This is a genomic window from Bradyrhizobium diazoefficiens USDA 110, from assembly GCF_000011365.1.
Taxonomy (GTDB): Bacteria; Pseudomonadota; Alphaproteobacteria; order Rhizobiales; family Xanthobacteraceae; genus Bradyrhizobium; species Bradyrhizobium diazoefficiens.
Map to the genome: position 1 here is coordinate 4,376,681 of NC_004463.1, position 15,761 is coordinate 4,392,441.

Annotated in this window: 13 protein-coding genes and 2 pseudogenes; 11 read left to right on the forward strand and 4 right to left on the reverse strand. The window is 65.3% G+C overall.

Annotation, left to right across the window (positions count from 1 at the left end; genetic code table 11):
* Position 1: 1 nt before the first annotated feature.
* The 5 genes and pseudogenes from BJA_RS19550 to BJA_RS19570 all read left to right on the forward strand — a co-directional run bounded on the left by BJA_RS19550 (position 2) and on the right by BJA_RS19570 (position 4,806).
* Positions 2–661 carry a TadE/TadG family type IV pilus assembly protein gene (locus tag BJA_RS19550; RefSeq protein ID WP_011086720.1) on the forward strand — a complete coding sequence of 220 codons (660 nt, stop codon included), beginning with the start codon at positions 2–4 and terminating at the stop codon, positions 659–661.
* Positions 662–967: 306 nt separating this feature from the next.
* Entirely contained in the window at positions 968–1,513 is a 546-nt protein-coding gene (locus BJA_RS19555) for a hypothetical protein (protein ID WP_038966885.1), read from the forward strand.
* A gap of 255 nt (positions 1,514–1,768) precedes the next feature.
* A pseudogene (locus tag BJA_RS19560) lies at positions 1,769–2,260 on the forward strand (acetoacetate decarboxylase); the annotation flags it as partial.
* A gap of 114 nt (positions 2,261–2,374) precedes the next feature.
* Positions 2,375–3,391 carry a transporter gene (locus tag BJA_RS19565; RefSeq protein WP_171463757.1) on the forward strand — a complete coding sequence of 339 codons (1,017 nt, stop codon included), beginning with the start codon at positions 2,375–2,377 and terminating at the stop codon, positions 3,389–3,391.
* Between the two features lie 47 nt (positions 3,392–3,438).
* Positions 3,439–4,806, forward strand: coding sequence for a carbohydrate porin (locus BJA_RS19570; RefSeq protein ID WP_051000333.1), 1,368 nt, complete (start codon positions 3,439–3,441; stop codon positions 4,804–4,806).
* 6 nt (positions 4,807–4,812) lie between these two features.
* On the opposite strand, the gene BJA_RS19575 is transcribed toward BJA_RS19570, so the two are convergent.
* From BJA_RS19575 to BJA_RS19585, 3 genes are all read right to left on the reverse strand, one after another.
* Positions 4,813–6,108 carry an MFS transporter gene (locus BJA_RS19575; RefSeq protein WP_011086725.1) on the reverse strand — a complete coding sequence of 432 codons (1,296 nt, stop codon included), beginning with the start codon at positions 6,106–6,108 and terminating at the stop codon, positions 4,813–4,815.
* A gap of 112 nt (positions 6,109–6,220) precedes the next feature.
* Positions 6,221–7,417, reverse strand: a complete 1,197-nt coding sequence (locus BJA_RS19580; RefSeq protein WP_011086726.1) for an acetyl-CoA C-acyltransferase — start codon at positions 7,415–7,417, stop codon at positions 6,221–6,223.
* A 306-nt stretch (positions 7,418–7,723) separates the two neighbouring features.
* The gene (locus BJA_RS19585) at positions 7,724–8,494 is read right to left on the reverse strand and encodes an enoyl-CoA hydratase (RefSeq protein WP_038966886.1); all 771 of its coding nucleotides are present in this window, start codon (positions 8,492–8,494) and stop codon (positions 7,724–7,726) included.
* Positions 8,495–8,648: 154 nt separating this feature from the next.
* Here BJA_RS19585 and BJA_RS19590 point away from each other — a divergent pair, with 154 nt between their 5' ends.
* Together BJA_RS19590 and BJA_RS19595 are read left to right on the forward strand one after the other, a co-directional pair.
* The gene (locus tag BJA_RS19590; protein ID WP_028170984.1) at positions 8,649–9,182 is read left to right on the forward strand and encodes a PaaI family thioesterase; all 534 of its coding nucleotides are present in this window, start codon (positions 8,649–8,651) and stop codon (positions 9,180–9,182) included.
* Between the two features lie 64 nt (positions 9,183–9,246).
* Positions 9,247–9,867, forward strand: coding sequence for a TetR/AcrR family transcriptional regulator (locus tag BJA_RS19595; protein WP_011086729.1), 621 nt, complete (start codon positions 9,247–9,249; stop codon positions 9,865–9,867).
* A 114-nt stretch (positions 9,868–9,981) separates the two neighbouring features.
* Here the strand turns inward: BJA_RS19595 and BJA_RS19600 are convergent, their stop codons facing one another.
* On the reverse strand, positions 9,982–10,890 hold the full coding sequence (locus BJA_RS19600) for a LysR family transcriptional regulator (protein WP_011086730.1): 909 nt from the start codon (positions 10,888–10,890) through the stop codon (positions 9,982–9,984).
* 101 nt (positions 10,891–10,991) lie between these two features.
* Here BJA_RS19600 and BJA_RS19605 point away from each other — a divergent pair, with 101 nt between their 5' ends.
* The 4 genes and pseudogenes from BJA_RS19605 to mmsB all read left to right on the forward strand — a co-directional run.
* Positions 10,992–12,488 (forward strand): CoA-acylating methylmalonate-semialdehyde dehydrogenase, encoded by a 1,497-nt coding sequence (locus BJA_RS19605; protein WP_011086731.1) that lies wholly within the window; start codon positions 10,992–10,994, stop codon positions 12,486–12,488.
* Positions 12,489–12,510: 22 nt separating this feature from the next.
* Positions 12,511–13,656 (forward strand): isobutyryl-CoA dehydrogenase, encoded by a 1,146-nt coding sequence (locus BJA_RS19610; RefSeq protein WP_011086732.1) that lies wholly within the window; start codon positions 12,511–12,513, stop codon positions 13,654–13,656.
* Positions 13,653–14,720: an enoyl-CoA hydratase/isomerase family protein gene (locus BJA_RS19615; RefSeq protein ID WP_011086733.1), complete on the forward strand. Its 1,068-nt coding sequence runs from the start codon at positions 13,653–13,655 to the stop codon at positions 14,718–14,720. Before BJA_RS19610 ends, BJA_RS19615 begins: the two co-directional genes overlap by 4 nt.
* Before the next feature lie 21 nt (positions 14,721–14,741).
* Positions 14,742–15,635, forward strand: a pseudogene (gene mmsB, locus BJA_RS19620) (3-hydroxyisobutyrate dehydrogenase); the annotation flags it as partial.
* Positions 15,636–15,761: the final 126 nt, after the last annotated feature.

Here is a 15,761-nt window from a genome sequence, read left to right on the forward strand (position 1 = left end):
GATGATCGCCGGCCTGTCGTTTCGCGCACGGGACCTGTGGACCGACGCTCGCGGCGTTGCGGCGACGGAGTTCGCCATCGTGAGTCCGTTCATGCTGCTGCTCTATATCGGCGGCGTCGAGCTCGGGAACGGGTTGGCCATGAACGTCAAGGTCTCCGCGACCGCGCACAGTGTCGCGGACATGGTTTCGCAGAACACCCAGGTCACAGCGTCCCAGATGACCGGCATCCTTGCCGCTTCGACCGCCATCATGGCGCCTTATGCCGTCAAGAGCGGCAGTACCTCCCTGATGACGATCACGGTCTCCGGAGTCTCGACCGACAGCAAGGGCAATGCGACGGTGCAATGGAGCACGTCGACCAAATCGGGGGCAGCGCGAACCGTGGGTCAGCAGATGACCTTGTCCCAGTTCACCGCCACCGATCCGAAGAATCCCAACAACGCCAACATCTCGCTCATCCTGAGCGAGGTGTCCTATGACTACACGCCCAACCTCGGCTATACGATCGCCGGCACCGTGCAGCTGACCGACAGCTATTACCTGTTCCCGCGCTGCTCGACCAACAGCCCGGCCAACTCGAGCTTCCCATACTACGACGTGAAGTATCCGGCGACGACGACGTGCACATGCGTCCAGCATCTGCAGCAGAAGACCTGCTAGCGTCGCGACGCGGCGCCGGTTAACCGGGATGCAGGCGGGCAATGCTGGCGTGATGCCGCTGTCCGACGTGTCAAACGGTCCGATAGGTGCACGTGGCATCTGGCGCGAGGCCACCGCTTGGTGCTGGCAAGGCAAGAGTTCGTACTCTGCGGGTTAATCATATCGGTCGCAACGTGTGGCTTATGGGGATTGAAGAGGGCCGCCCGCAAATGCAGCCATTTTCGGCCGCTCTTTAGGCCCATTTCAGCCAAACTGTTATCAGTTGCTCGTCGACCGGGGCAGGACCTTTCAATTTGGAGTCCTGCGATGTTCAAGCCGGTTCTTTCTGCGTGTCTCTTTGTTGCCGTCAGCTCTATTGCTTCGGAAGCACGACCCTACCGCATTGATCACGCGCCCGAGTGCAATGTCATCATGCCCTGCGACTTCTCGTCTTCGCAAACGCGCCGCGAGCGCGTTTCCAGTTACTCGTCACAGACGCCCCATTCAAGACAACTCACAATGGTCGCCGCTGGCAATGCCGTTCCGGCGGTGAATGCCCCTGGCGATCGGGTCGTCGGCGGTCGACCGGCCGGTTGCCCGTCGTCCTTCTGCGGTTGCGGCGCGGCCCTGCGCGTGTTTGGTCGTATGGTGCCGGAATTGAATCTCGCGGCTAACTGGCTACGTTTTCCGCGCACATCGCCAGCGCCGGGAATGGTGGCGGCACGACGCGGCCACGTGTTCGTCCTGGAGCAGCACCTCGGGGGAGACCTCTGGATGGCGTATGACGCCAACTCGGGCGGACACGCAACAAGAATGCACGCGCGTTCCTTGCGGGGGTATACGGTCGTCAACCCGCGCGTCGCGACGCTTTGAGAGCAAGGCTTCCTGCATCAATGTCGGGCAGGGCATCGGCGACTTGTGTATCCCGCCATGATCACATCATGCCGGTGTCTTGCCCGACGAGTCAAATCGCCTTGCGGACGCGTAAGTCATTGATCCGCCGTGCCTCGGCTACTGTGCATGGGGTTGTTTTCGCGGTTTTTGTTTGCGCCCCCGCTCCAGTGCCCCTTACGCGCTCTCCGTCTCCCGGTGCACGTCGTGCACCACCAGCCCCATGCCTTGCTCGGGCATCTTGATCCAGTCGCGCCGATCGCCGCGGGCCGCGAGATCTGGGGCTTTCCCAAGAAATACGCCCATCCCAAGCTCGAGTTCGTCAAGGACACGCTGACGGGCACGCTGGAATATGCCGGCCAGCTCGTCGCCATGGGCACGATGGGCTACAAGCATGAGAGCATGGCCGGCAACGGCGATCTCACCCGCGCGACGCTGTCGAAGACGCAGGTGAATCTGAAGATGATCCCGGGCGTCGACGGCCGTCTCGAAGTCTGCCAGCTCGTCGCGATCAACCTCACCGATATCGTGCCGAAGGGCTCCTGGATGGGGCCCGGACGTCTTCACCTGGTGCCGCACGTCAATGCGCCGGTTGCCGATTTCCCGGTTCGTCGCGTCGTCGGCGCGCATCACTACATCGCCGATCTGACGCTGCCGTTCGGCCGCGTCGTGCACGACTATATCAGGGAAGCCGAGGCGGCGGCCGCGACGGGGCTGGCCGCGGAGTAGGGCGGCGCCATCATCAAACTGTAACAAAGGCGTAATTGAGTACCCGCGTAGATCCGGAAGATGCCGTCAGCCATCTTCCGGAGACGGTGCATTTTGTTGACGGTTGGGGCGATCATGGCTGAGCCGGCAAAGCTTGTCAGCGCGATATCGGGGGCTGAGCCTGCCATTCCGGGCCTCGTCTGGGCGTTCCGCCTGCACAGCGACGGCAGCGCCGAGGCGCTGCCGATCGACCGGCCGATCGAGTTCAGCCATGACGGCCGGCTCTGGCTGCATTTCAACCTGACCGATGCGCGGGCGCGGCCGTGGATTGCGGCATCGACGCTGCCGCCGCTTGCGCGCGAGCTGCTGCTGTCCAACGACACGTTCCAGCAGCTCCATGTCATCGACCACTGCGTCTACGGCGTGTTCTCCGACCTCGTGCGCGACATCGACAGCGCCACGGAGGAGACCGCGTTCCTGCGCTTCGCCATGACCGAGCACCTGCTGGTGAGCGGCCGCCATCAGGCGCTTTGTTCGGCGGATGCGACGCGCCGGGTGCTCGAAGGCGGCTACCGCGTCGACAACGTCGCCCATCTCCTGGAAAAGATCGTGGACGAGGTCGCCGACACGCTTGATCGGATGGCCGACAAGCTCGGGCAGGAGATCGACGGCATCGAGGAACGCATCCTCGCCGACGATGCGAAGCCGGAGATGCGCCGCAATCTCGGCCGGCTGCGCCGCACCTGCGTCAGGCTGCATCGTCAGCTCACCGGCCTGCGCGTGCTGTTTCACCGGCTCGACCAGAAGAACACGGACCATCTTTCGCCGGGCTTGTGGATCCACGCCGGCAAGCTGGCGCAGCGGCTCGATGGCCTCGATCACGAGATTGTCGAGCTGCGCGAGCGCAGCCGGCTGCTCGAGGAGGAGCTGCGCTTCAAGAACGAGGAGGAGAGCAACCACCACCTCCACACGCTCTCCATCGTGACGTCGCTGCTGCTGCCGCCGACGCTGATCACCGGCATCTTCGGCATGAACACCAAGGGCCTGCCGCTCACCGACGTCGAGACCGGATTCCTCTGGGCGGCGGCGCTGATGGCCTCGTCGGTCGGCGCGGCCTATTTGTTCATGCGGCGCACGGGCATTTTCAAGTAGCGTACCCAGCCGTGAACGCGACTGCCGATAGCTCTCTGCTGCGAAGCATGGCTGCAATTGCGCTGGCGTGCACCTTGGCGAGCACGAGCGCGCGCGCCGGCGCCAAGGACGAAAGCGCGGCGGAATGGCTGGCGCCAAAATGGTTCAACGAATGGCATGACGGGCTCGCCAACAAGGGCCTGAATTTCGGCGCCACCTACATCGCCGACAACATCGGCAATGTGTCCGGCGGTGTTGCGCGCGGCGCGATCCATTTCGGCCGCCTCGATCTCTCGGTCGATGCCGATCTGGACAAGCTCGTCGGCTGGAGCGGCGGCCGCTTCTACGCTAACGCCTTCGTGATCTACGGCCGCGGGCTCTCGCGCAACTACGTGCAGAACCTCGCCACCATCAGCGAGATCGAGGCGCTGCCGGACCAGCGGCTCTACAATGCCTATTTCGAGCAGAGCTTCTTTGGCGACAGGCTGAACATCAGGGCCGGCCAGCAGGCCGCGGATGTGGAGTTCTTCGACAGCCAGACCGACGACCTCTTCATCAACGGCACCTTCGGCTGGCCGGCGATCAAGGCGAGCAACCTTCCGGCCGGCGGCCCGGCCCCGCCGATCGCGGTGCCCGGCATTCGCGTCAAGGCTGCGTTGACGGACCAGATCACCGCCTATGCTGCAGTGTTCAACGGCGATCCGTCCGGGCCGGGCGATGCCGATCCGCAGATACGCGACCATCACGGCCTCGCGTTCCGCGTCAACGATCCGCCCTGGGTGATCGGGCAGGTCCGCTTCAACTACGACATCGATATCGGGGGCCGCCCGCTCGCCGGCAATTTCACGCCGGGCGCCTGGAAGCACTATGGCTCGTTCGACAGCCAGCGGTTTACCGCGGAGGGCCTGTCGATCGCCGATCCCTCCGGAAGCGGCGTTCCGGCGAAGCTCCGCGGCAACTACGGCATCTTCGCGGTGATCGAGCAGGTGCTGTACCGGCCGCCGGAGGTGAAGGACAACACCACGTCAGCTTCGATCCCGGGCGTCACCGCGTTCGGCCGCATCGCCTACAGCCCGCCGGATCGCAATCTGATCGACCTCTATCTCGACGGCGGCATCGGCTTTGTCGGCTTCACGCCAGGCCGTCCGCTCGACCGCTTCGGCGTGGCGATGGCCTATATGCGGATTTCGAACACCGCCCGCATTCTCGATCTCGATACGCAAGCCTTCACCGGCGTGCAGAGCCCAGTGCGCAGCAACGAGACCCTGATCGAGATGATCTACGAGGCGCATATCAAGCCGGGCTGGCTGGTGGCGCCGTATTTCCAGTACGTGTTCCGCCCCTCGGGCGGCGTCCCCAATCCGAACGATCCGAGCGGGACTTCGCGGATCGGTGACGCCGCAGTCTTCGGCGTCACCACCACGATCCGGTACTAGGGCGGCTTACGCCATTGCGGGTTGCGCCTTTGGCTTCGGCTGCCGCGACAGTGCCAGCACGATCAATGAGGCGAACACGCAGAGCGCGCCGGCGATGAAGAAGGCGGGCAGGTAGCTCTGCAGCAGCGTCCGCGACAGGCCCGCTCCGAAGGCCGCGGTGCCGGCGCCGAGCTGATGCCCGGCGAAGATCCAGCCGAACACCAGATTGGCGCGCTCTGGGCCGAACTTCTGCGCGGTGAGGCGCACCGTCGGCGGCACGGTGGCGATCCAGTCGAGGCCGTAGAACATCGCGAAGATCGACAGGCCGTAGAACGAGAAATCGCTGAAGGGCAGGAAGATCAGCGAGAGACCGCGCAGGCCGTAGTACCAGAACAGGAGCCAGCGATTGTCGTAACGGTCCGACAGCCAGCCCGAGAAGATGGTGCCGAAGAAGTCGAAGATACCCATCGCAGCCAGCAGGCTTGCGGCCTGCACCTGCGGGATGCCGAAATCGAGGCACATCGGGATCAGGTGGACCTGGACGAGGCCGTTGGTCGAGGCGCCGCAGACGAAGAAGGTCGCAAACAGGATCCAGAACGCGCTCGACTTCGAGGCGTCGCGCAGCGTGCCGAGCGCCACCGCCGTGATCGAGCCGTGGTTGACGGGCGGCGCGGGCAGGGGCTCGCTGCCCTCGTCACCGAACGGGCGCAGGCCCAGATCGCTCGGACGGTCGCGCATCGCGAGCAGGACCGCGAGTGCGGAAACGCCGAGCATGATGCAGACGAAGCCGAGCGCCAGCCGCCAGCCGAAGCGTTCGGTGAGGCTTGCGAGCAGCGGCAGGAACACGAGCTGACCGGTGGCGACGCTCGCGGTCATGATGCCGACGACGAGGCCGCGCCGCGCCGCGAACCAGCGCGTGGCGATGGTCGCGCCGAGCACCAGCGCGGTCATCCCGGTGCCGATACCGATCACGACGCCCCACAGGGCTATGAGCTGCCAGACCTCGGTCATGCCAAGCGATGCGACCAGCGCCGAGACCACGATCAGCTGCGCCGTGAGCGTGACGTTGCGCAGGCCGTAGCGGTTGAGCAGGGCGGCGGCGAACGGCGCCATCAGCCCGAACAGGATGAAGCGGATCGACAGCGCGGAAGAGATCTCCGCCGTGCTCCAGCCGAACTCCTTCTGCAGGGGAACGATGAACACGCCGGGCGCACCGACCGTGCCGGCGCTGATCAGCGCGGCCAGGAAGGTCACGCCGACCATCACCCAGCCGTAGTGGATATTGCGGCGGCTGAGCCTTGCCGCGAGCCAGTTCGAGATCATTGGGCCTCAATCATGGTTGGCGGTCCCTCCCGGGACTCGCGTCATCGTTATAATCTGGCATATTCGTCGGAAGTCTAAAATGTCAGACTTCCCTCAATTTCGGACATCACGACTAGTGCGTCAGCCGCTCCACCGCGATGGCCGTGGCTTCGCCGCCACCGATGCAGAGCGCGGCGACGCCGCGCTTGAGGTTCTGCGCCTCGAGCGAATGCAGCAGCGTCACGATCAGCCGCGCGCCGGTGGCGCCAATCGGATGGCCGAGCGCGCAGGCGCCGCCGTTGATGTTCAGCTTGTCGCGGGGAATGCCGAGATCGCGCTGCGCCGCCATCGCCACCACGGCGAAAGCCTCGTTGATCTCGAACAGGTCGACGTCACCGGCGCTCCAGCCGATCTTGTCGAGCAGCTTGCGGATCGCAGGGATCGGCGCCGTGGTGAACCATTGCGGCTCCTGGCTGTGGGTGGCGTGGCCCTTGATCACGGCAAGCGCCGGAAGGCCGCCCCGATCGGCCAGCGACCGCTTCGTCAGCACCAGCGCGGCGGCACCGTCGGCATTGGCGGAGGAGGCGGCCGGCGTGATCGTGCCATTGGCGCGGAACGCCGGCTTCAGTCCGGGAATCTTGGCCGGATCGACCTTCAGCGGATGCTCGTCATTGGCGATGACGCGTGGGCCAGCCTTCTCGGTCAGCGTGATCGGCGCGATCTCGGCCTTGAACGCGCCGCCCTCGACCGCCCTGCGGGCGCGGCTGAGCGTCTCCATCGCATAGGCGTCCTGGTCCTTGCGGGTGAACTGGTAGGCCTCTGCCGTGGCCTCGCCGAAATCGCCCATGGATCGGCCGGTCTCGTAGGCGTCCTCCAGCCCGTCCATCATCATGTGGTCGATGATGCGGTCATGGCCGACGCGATAGCCTCCGCGTGCCTTGGCGAGAAGATAGGGCGCGTTGCTCATGCTCTCCATGCCGCCGGAGACGACGATCTCGGCGGAGCCGGCGCGGATGATGTCGTGCGCCAGCATGGTCGCCTTCATGCCGGAGCCGCAGACCTTATTGACCGTGGTGGCGCCGGTCGCATCGGGCAGGCCGGCCGCACGGGCAGCCTGGCGTGCCGGGGCCTGGCCTTGTCCTGCGGGCAGCACGCAGCCCATGAAGACCTCATCGACCTTCTCAGGCGCGAGCTTGGCGCGCTCCAGCGCAGCGCCGATCACATGCGATCCAAGCTTATGCGCGGCCAGCGGCGACAATTCGCCCATGAAGCGGCCGAGCGGGGTACGGGCGGCGGAGACGATGACGACGGGATCGGCGGCTTCGGCCATGACGGGACTCCCTGCGATGACGGTTGAGTAAGATTATGCTCATCATATGATGCGGCGCAAAAAATGCAACCGCGGCTGGGATGAGAAAATCTTGTGGTTCGCATGAGATTTCCTCCTGCGATCGGAGGAGGGGCTGTGACTCTAGGAACGAAAGCGCTCCCCCAATGACGATGTCTGCCCCGCGAAGGCGAGGGCATCCAGAACGCCGCGGCTTCTCGGCTCAATCACCGCAGCCTCTGGAATACTGGATCTCCCGCCGCGCGGGCGATGACAGCGTCATGCGGAACGAAGCACCCCGTCCAGCGCTTACCGCTTCCTGTTCACGAACGCCTGCATCAGGCGCGTCGGCTCGTCGGTCAGGAACGACTCGCCGAACACCTTGACGCTGAGGTTCACCGACTCCGTCAGCGGCAGTTCCTCCCATTGCCGTAGCAGCGCCTTTTGCGACCGCAACGCCTCGGGGCCGCATTCGAGCAGCGCCTTCACCGTGTGCTCGACGGCTGCATCCAGCCCGCCCTCGGGTGCGACCTTGTCGACCAGGCCCCAAGCGAGCGCCGTCGGCGCGTCGATGTTCTCTGCCGTCATCACCAGCCAGCGCGCGCGGGCCCAGCCGATCAGGCGCGGCAACAGCGCGGCGTGGATCACAGAGGGAATGCCGACGCGGACCTCCGGCATGCCGAAATGCGCATCATGCGCGGCGATGCGGAAGTCGCACGCGGCCGCCACCTCGAGCCCGCCGCCGAGGCACCAGCCGGGCATGCGCGCGATCACGGGGGCGGGGAACTGGCGCACGGCCTCGCAGAGATCGCGCAGGCGGCTGATGAAGGCTTCGGCCGATGCCTGCTCGAGCTTGGCCATCTCCTTGATGTCGGCGCCGCCGATCATGCTCTTCTCGCTCTGGCCGCGCAGCACCACGACGCGGATGCTGCGATCGGAGGCGAGCTGTTGCAGGCCTTCGCGCACCGCGTCGGTGACGGGCGAGCCGAGGATGTTGAGCGAGCCGGCGTTGCAGATCGCGACGTGAACGACGCCGCGCGCATCGCGCGTCACGCCGCAGTGGTTGTTGAGCATTTCCATCGTGGGATCTCGACGTTTGTTGGACGTGCGCGGGCGCACCGGTCGGGGTCACTTCCGGGCCGAAACGCGTTGCTTGTCAAGCGGGCCGGGGAGACGGAGTTGCCAGCGCGAAGTTCGTGGCATAGTATGATGTATGTCATACAAAGAGGCTGCCATGACCGACATCGATCAACTCGACCTGTTTTCGCCCACGCAGCGGCGCGAGCGTGTGGTGGACTGGCAGGTCCCTGCGCCGGTCGCGAAAGCGGCGATGGGCCTGTCGGGCATGGACGCCATGCTGGGCATTCGCGACGGCCGGCTGCCGCCGCCGCCCTTCGCAAAGCTGATCGGCTTCACCATGGCGGTGGTCGAGCCGGGCCGGATCGTGATGCAATTGGAGCCGCGCGAGGATCTCGAAAATACCATCGGCCTCCTGCATGGCGCGACGGCCGCGGCGCTGATCGACACCGCCATGGGATGCGCCATTTCGACCCGGCTGGAGGCCGGGCAGTCGTCCGTGACCCTCGATCTGAAAATGACGTTCCTGCGTCCGCTGTCGGTCCGGTCCGGGCTGATCACGGCCGAAGGCAAGATCATCAAGCTGGGACGGCAGACCAGCTACACCGAGGGGTTCGTCCGCGACGGCAAGGGGGCGCTCGCAGTCCATGCAACTGCAACCTTTTCCATGATTGGCAATATCTTAACATGAATTAATTCACCGTCCGGTCCATTCTTGTGTTATGAAATGATCTCCGACATCCAATGAGACCCGCATGCGCTATTCCCGGGAACACAAGCAGGAAACCCACGACCGCATCGTGAAGAAGGCCTCCGTGCGGCTGCGCGAAAAGGGTGCGCACGGCATCGGCGTCGCCGACCTCATGAAGGAGGCGGGCCTGACCCATGGCGGCTTCTACGCGCATTTCGATTCCCGCGAGGCGCTGGTGATCGAGGCCTTTGCCTACGCCATGGACCGCTCGATGGAGCACTGGCGCAAGATCAGTGGCGAGGTTTCTCCCGAGAAACGGCTGGCGCTGATCGCGGAGACCTATCTCTCCGCGCTGCATCGCGACAATCCCGGCCATGGCTGCTCGATTCCCGCGCTGGGCGCCGAGATTGCCCGCGAGAGCCCGAAGACGCGAAAAGCCTTCGCCGGCAAGCTCGACGAGATGATCGAGATGATGACCGACTACATCCCGAGCCTGCCGCGCAAGGCCGCGCGCAAGCAGGCGATCGCGACGCTGGCGACGATGGCCGGCACCATGCTGCTGGCGCGCATCGCCGGCTCCAGCGAACTGTCGGACGAGGTGCTGAAGGCGGGCAGGGACAGCGCGCTGGATGGTGCGAAGCGTGAGCCGAAGGTGGCGGCGGTGAAGAAGGCGAAGCAGAGTTAGGCCGAGATGCCGTAGGGTGGGCAAAGGCGCTCTTGCGCCGTGCCCACCGTCTCTCCGTGATCGTAGTTGGCATGGTGGGCGCGCTTCGCTTTGCCCACCCTACGGGATCGGTGCTTACCGCCCCGCAAACAACGCCCGCTCGCGCTCCACGATCTCACCGATGTAGTCCGCCACGGCCCTGATCCGGGCGAGGTCCTTGCTGTCGGCGTGCATCAGCATCCAGAACGTCCGCGTGATCGAGATCTCCTCCGGCAGCACCGCGACGAGCTGCGGATAGTCGCTCGCCATGAAATGCGGCAGCACCGCGATGCCGAAGCCCGAGAGCGTGGCGTTGAGCTGTGCGATCAGATTGGCGCTGCGGAAGCGGGCGGAAATCCGCGGCGACACCTGCGGCAGATAGTCGAGCTCCGGCGTGAACAGGAGCTCCTCGATGTAGCCGACGAAGCGGTGCTGCGGCAGCACCTCGCGCGACACGATCGTCGGGAAGCGGTCGAGATAGGCGGGGGCGGCATAGAGCCCGAGGCGGTAGTCGAGCAGCTTGCGGCCGACGATGCGGCCCTCCTTCGGCATGGTCAGGCTGATCGCGATGTCGGCCTCGCGCTTGGAGAGACTGAACAGCCGCGCAGTAGCCACAAGTTGCAGATCGAGATCGGGATACCGGTCCGCGAAGGGCGCCAGCCGCGGCGCCAGGAAGGCGGTACCGAAGCCATCGGGCGCACCGATCCGCACCGTTCCGGTCAGCCGCGCCACGGAGCCGCCGACCTGCTCCTGGTTGGCGACGATGGTCGATTCCATCGCTTCGGCGCTGTCGGCGACGCGCTGGCCGGCCTCGGTGAGGAGATAGCCGGTCTTGCGCCGGTCAAACAGCTTGGCCGAGAGGTGCTTTTCCAGCCTGTCGACGCGACGGATCACGGTCGCATGGTCGACGCCGAGCTGTTTTGCCGCAGCCGAAACCGAGCCGCCCCGCACGATGGCCAGCACGAAGCGAAAGTCGTCCCAGTCGATAGCGCCTTGATCCAGCATTTTCGCACATCTATGGTGCAATATATCAGACTTGAATCCTATAAAATGCAGGTCGATAGGAATTGTCAAAGCGAACAGGCTGGCCTGAAGGAGATATTTCCATGCGTTCAATCGGACATTTCATCGGCGGCAAGGAGGTCAAGGGTACCTCGGGCCGCACCGCCGACGTTTTCGAGCCGATGACCGGTGACGTGCAGGCCAAGGTGGCGCTGGCGTCCAAGGCCGAGGTCCGCGCTGCCGTGGAGAACGCCCGCGCCGCGCAGCCGGAATGGGCCGCGACCAACCCGCAGCGCCGCGCCCGCGTCATGATGAAATTCGTCGAGCTGGTCCAGCGCGACTACGACAAGCTCGCCGAGCTGCTGGCGCGTGAGCACGGCAAGACCGTGCCGGACGCCAAGGGCGACATCCAGCGCGGCCTCGAGGTCGCGGAATTCGCCTGCGGCATCCCGCATCTGATGAAGGGTGAGTACACCGAAGGCGCCGGCCCCGGCATCGACATCTATTCGATGCGCCAGGCGCTCGGCGTCGTCGCCGGCATCACGCCGTTCAATTTCCCGGCGATGATCCCGATGTGGAAGTTCGCGCCCGCGATCGCCTGCGGCAACGCCTTCATCCTCAAGCCCTCCGAGCGCGATCCCGGCGTGCCGATGCTGCTCGCCGAACTGATGATGGAAGCGGGCCTGCCGGCCGGCATCCTCAATGTCGTCAACGGCGACAAGGAAGCGGTCGACGCCATCCTCGACGACCCCGACATCAAGGCCGTCGGATTCGTCGGCTCCACGCCGATCGCGCAGTACATCTATGAGCGCGCCGCGCAGACCGGCAAGCGCTGCCAGTGCTTCGGCGGCGCCAAGAACCACGCCATCATCATGCCCGACGCCGACATGGACCAAGCGGTCGATGCGCTGATCGGCGCCGGTTACGGCTCGGCCGGCGAGCGCTGCATGGCCGTCTCCGTCGCGGTGCCCGTCGGCAAGCCCACCGCCGACCGCCTGATGGAAAAGCTGATCCCGCGCGTCGAGTCCTTGAAGATCGGCACCTCGATCGATCCGTCGGCCGATTACGGTCCGCTGGTGACGCGCGAGGCGGTCGAGAAGGTCAAGGGCTACATCGACATCGGCATCAAGGAAGGCGCGACGCTCGCCGTCGACGGCCGCGGCTTCAAGATGCAGGGCTACGAGAAGGGCTTCTATCTCGGCGGTTCGCTGTTCGACAACGTCACCAAGGACATGCGGATCTACAAGGAAGAGATCTTCGGCCCGGTGCTCTCGGTGGTGCGCGCGCACGACTACAAGGAAGCACTGGCGCTGCCGTCCGAACATGACTACGGCAACGGCGTTGCGATCTTCACCCGCGACGGCGACGCGGCGCGCGACTTCGCGGCCAAGGTCAATGTCGGCATGGTCGGCATCAACGTGCCGATCCCGGTGCCGATTGCCTATTACACCTTCGGCGGCTGGAAGAAGTCCGGCTTCGGCGATCTCAACCAGCACGGCCCGGACTCGGTCCGCTTCTACACCAAGACCAAGACGGTGACCTCGCGCTGGCCGTCCGGCGTCAAGGAAGGCGCGGAGTTCTCGATCCCGCTGATGAAGTGATCCTCTCAAGAGCGAGGCACCCATGCAGTTCGCTCTGAACGAGGATCAGATCGCGGTTCGCGACATGGCGTTGGCGTTTGCGGCGGAAAAGATCGCGCCGCACGCGCTGCGCTGGGACGAGGAGAAGCATTTCCCCGTCGATGTGATGCGCGAGGCGGCGACGCTCGGCATGGGCGGTATCTACATCCGCGAGGATGTCGGTGGCTCCGCTATGACCAGGTTCGACGCGGCGCTGATCTTTGAGGCGCTGGCGACGGGCTGTCCGACCACGTCGGCCTTCATCTCCATCCACAACATGGCGTCCTGGATGATCGATGCCTACGGCAGCGACACCCAGCGCCACAAATGGCTGCCGAAGCTCTGCACCATGGAGCTGATCGCGAGCTACTGCCTGACCGAGCCGGGCGCCGGCTCCGATGCGGCGGCGCTGCGCACCCGCGCGGTGCGCGATGGCGACCATTATGTGCTCAACGGCCAGAAGCAGTTCATCTCGGGCGCCGGCGGCACCGACCTTTTGGTCGCGATGGTCAGGACCGGCGGCGACGGCCCCGGCGGCATCTCGACGCTCGTCATTGACGGCAACACACCGGGAGTCTCCTTCGGTGCCAACGAGCGCAAGATGGGCTGGAATGCGCAGCCGACCCGCGCCGTCATGTTCGAGAACGCCCGCGTGCCGGTCGCCAACCGGCTGAGCGAGGAGGGCGTCGGCTTCAAGATCGCGATGGCCGGCCTCGATGGCGGCCGTCTCAACATCACGGCATGCTCGCTCGGTGGCGCGCAGACCGCGCTCGACAAGGCGCGCAACTACATGAAGGAGCGCAAGGCGTTTGGAAAACGCCTCGACGAATTCCAGGCGCTGCAATTCCGCCTTGCCGACATGGCGATCGAACTCGAGGCCGCGCGCACGTTCCTGTGGCGGGCCGCAGCGGCGCTCGACCGCAAGGATCCTGACGCCACCATGCTCTGCGCGATGGCCAAGCGCTTCGGCACCGATGTCGGCTTCGAGGTCGCCAACCAGGCGCTCCAGCTTCACGGCGGCTATGGCTACCTCAGCGAATACGGCATCGAGAAGATCGTGCGCGATCTGCGCGTGCACCAGATCCTCGAAGGCACCAATGAAATCATGCGACTCATCGTGGCGCGCAAACTGATCGAGGGCGCGCGATGACGGCAGCGGAAGAGGGCGATCTGGTCGCCCGCGTCGAGGGATCGGCCGGCGTCATCAGGCTCAACCGTCCCAAGGCCATCAATGCCGTGACGCTCGAGATGTTTCGCGACATCGAGACCGCGCTCGACCGCTTCGAGACCGATGCGGCCGTCGCCGTGATCGTGCTGGAGGGCGCCGGCGAGCGCGGCCTGTGTGCCGGCGGCGACATCCGCACGCTCTGGGAAAGCTCGAAGGTTCATGGCGACCTCGGCAAGATCCTGTGGCGCGAGGAATATATCCTCAACGCCCGGATCAAGAGGTTTCCAAAGCCCTATGTCGCCTTCATGGACGGCATTGTGATGGGCGGCGGCGTCGGGCTCTCCGCGCATGCGAGCCACCGCGTCGTCACCGATCGCACCAAACTCGCGATGCCCGAGGTCGGGCTCGGCTTCTTCCCGGACGTCGGCGGCACTTATCTGTTGTCGCGCTCGCCGGGCGAGATCGGCACCTATTTCGGCCTGACCGGCCAGACCATGAACGGGCCGGACGCGATCCACGCGAAGTTCGCCGATTGGGTGGTGCCGGCGGCGAAATGGCCGGAGCTGCGGGATGCGCTGACGAAGCTGCGCTCCGGTGCAACCGCGGCCGAGGTCGGCAAGCTCATCAACGGCTTTGCGACCGGCGAGACCGCCGGGCCGGTCGCGGCAAAGGAGCCGATGATCGATGCGCTGTTCGGCTTCGACCGGATGGAGGACATCGTCGCCGCGCTCAAGCGCGACGGTTCCGAATTTGCTCTGGCGACACTGAAGACGCTCGGCGAAAAATCGCCGCGCGGCATGGTGGTGACGCTGAAGCTGCTGCGGCTGGCACGCGCCGCGTCGAGCCTGGAAGAATGTCTGGTGCGCGAATATCGCGCCGCGCTGGAGGTCTTCCGCAGCGACGATTTCCGCGAGGGCGTACGCGCCGCCGTGATCGACAAGGACCGCAATCCGATCTGGTCGCCGCCGCGGATCGAGGATGTGACGCCGGAATTGCTTGCGCCGTATCTCGCCGAGATTGGCGCCGACGAACTCAAGTTCAACTAACAACAGTCTCAAGCGGAGGAAACGACAATGGCCACGATCGCATTCATCGGTCTCGGCAACATGGGCGGCCCGATGGCGGCCAATCTGGTCAAGGCCGGCCACAAGGTCGTCGCGTTCGACCTCGTCGAGGCCTCGCGCGCGCAGGCCAAGGCCGATGGCGCCGGCATTGCCGACAGCGCATCGGGCGCAGTGAAGGGCGCCGATGTCGTCGTCACCATGCTGCCGGCCGGCAAGCATGTGCTCGGCGTCTGGAACGAGGTCGTCCCTGTCATGACCAAGGGCGCGCTGATCATTGACTCCTCCACCATCGACGTCGAGAGCGCGCGGCAGGCACACGCGCTTGCCGCCAAGAACGGCGTGCTCTCGGTGGATGCGCCGGTGTCCGGCGGTACCGGCGGCGCCAAGGGGGCGACGCTCACCTTCATGTGCGGCGGCGAGGACAAGGCGTTCGCCGCGGCAAAGCCCGTGCTCGAAAACATGGGCAAGAAGATCGTGCATTGCGGCGGCGCCGGCGCCGGCCAGGCGGCCAAGATCTGCAACAACATGATCCTCGGCATTTCCATGATCGCTGTGAGCGAGGCCTTCGCGCTGGGTGAGAAGCTCGGCCTCTCGCATCAGGCGCTGTTCGACGTCGCCTCGACCTCGTCGGGCCAGTGCTGGTCGCTGACGACCTATTGCCCGGTTCCGGGCCCGGTGCCGAGCTCTCCGGCGAACAACGACTACAAGCCGGGTTTCGCCTCGGCACTGATGGTGAAGGACCTGACCCTGGCGCAGGATGCCGCCAAGGCCGCCGGCGCGGCGACGCCGCTCGGCCAGCATGCGCAGGAGATTTACCAGGCCTTCGACAAGGCGGGGCAGGGCGGGGTGGATTTTTCCGGAATTATCAAGCACGTTCGCGGCCTCGCTGGAAAATAGCGAGGCTTTGCCCGTAGCCCGGATGGAGCGAATCGAAATCCGGGACAGCTTCTGCCAATTGCGTAGCCGGCCCCGGATTGCGCTCCGCTCCATCCGGGCTACGCTCGCAGGTCAATTGGACGGGCC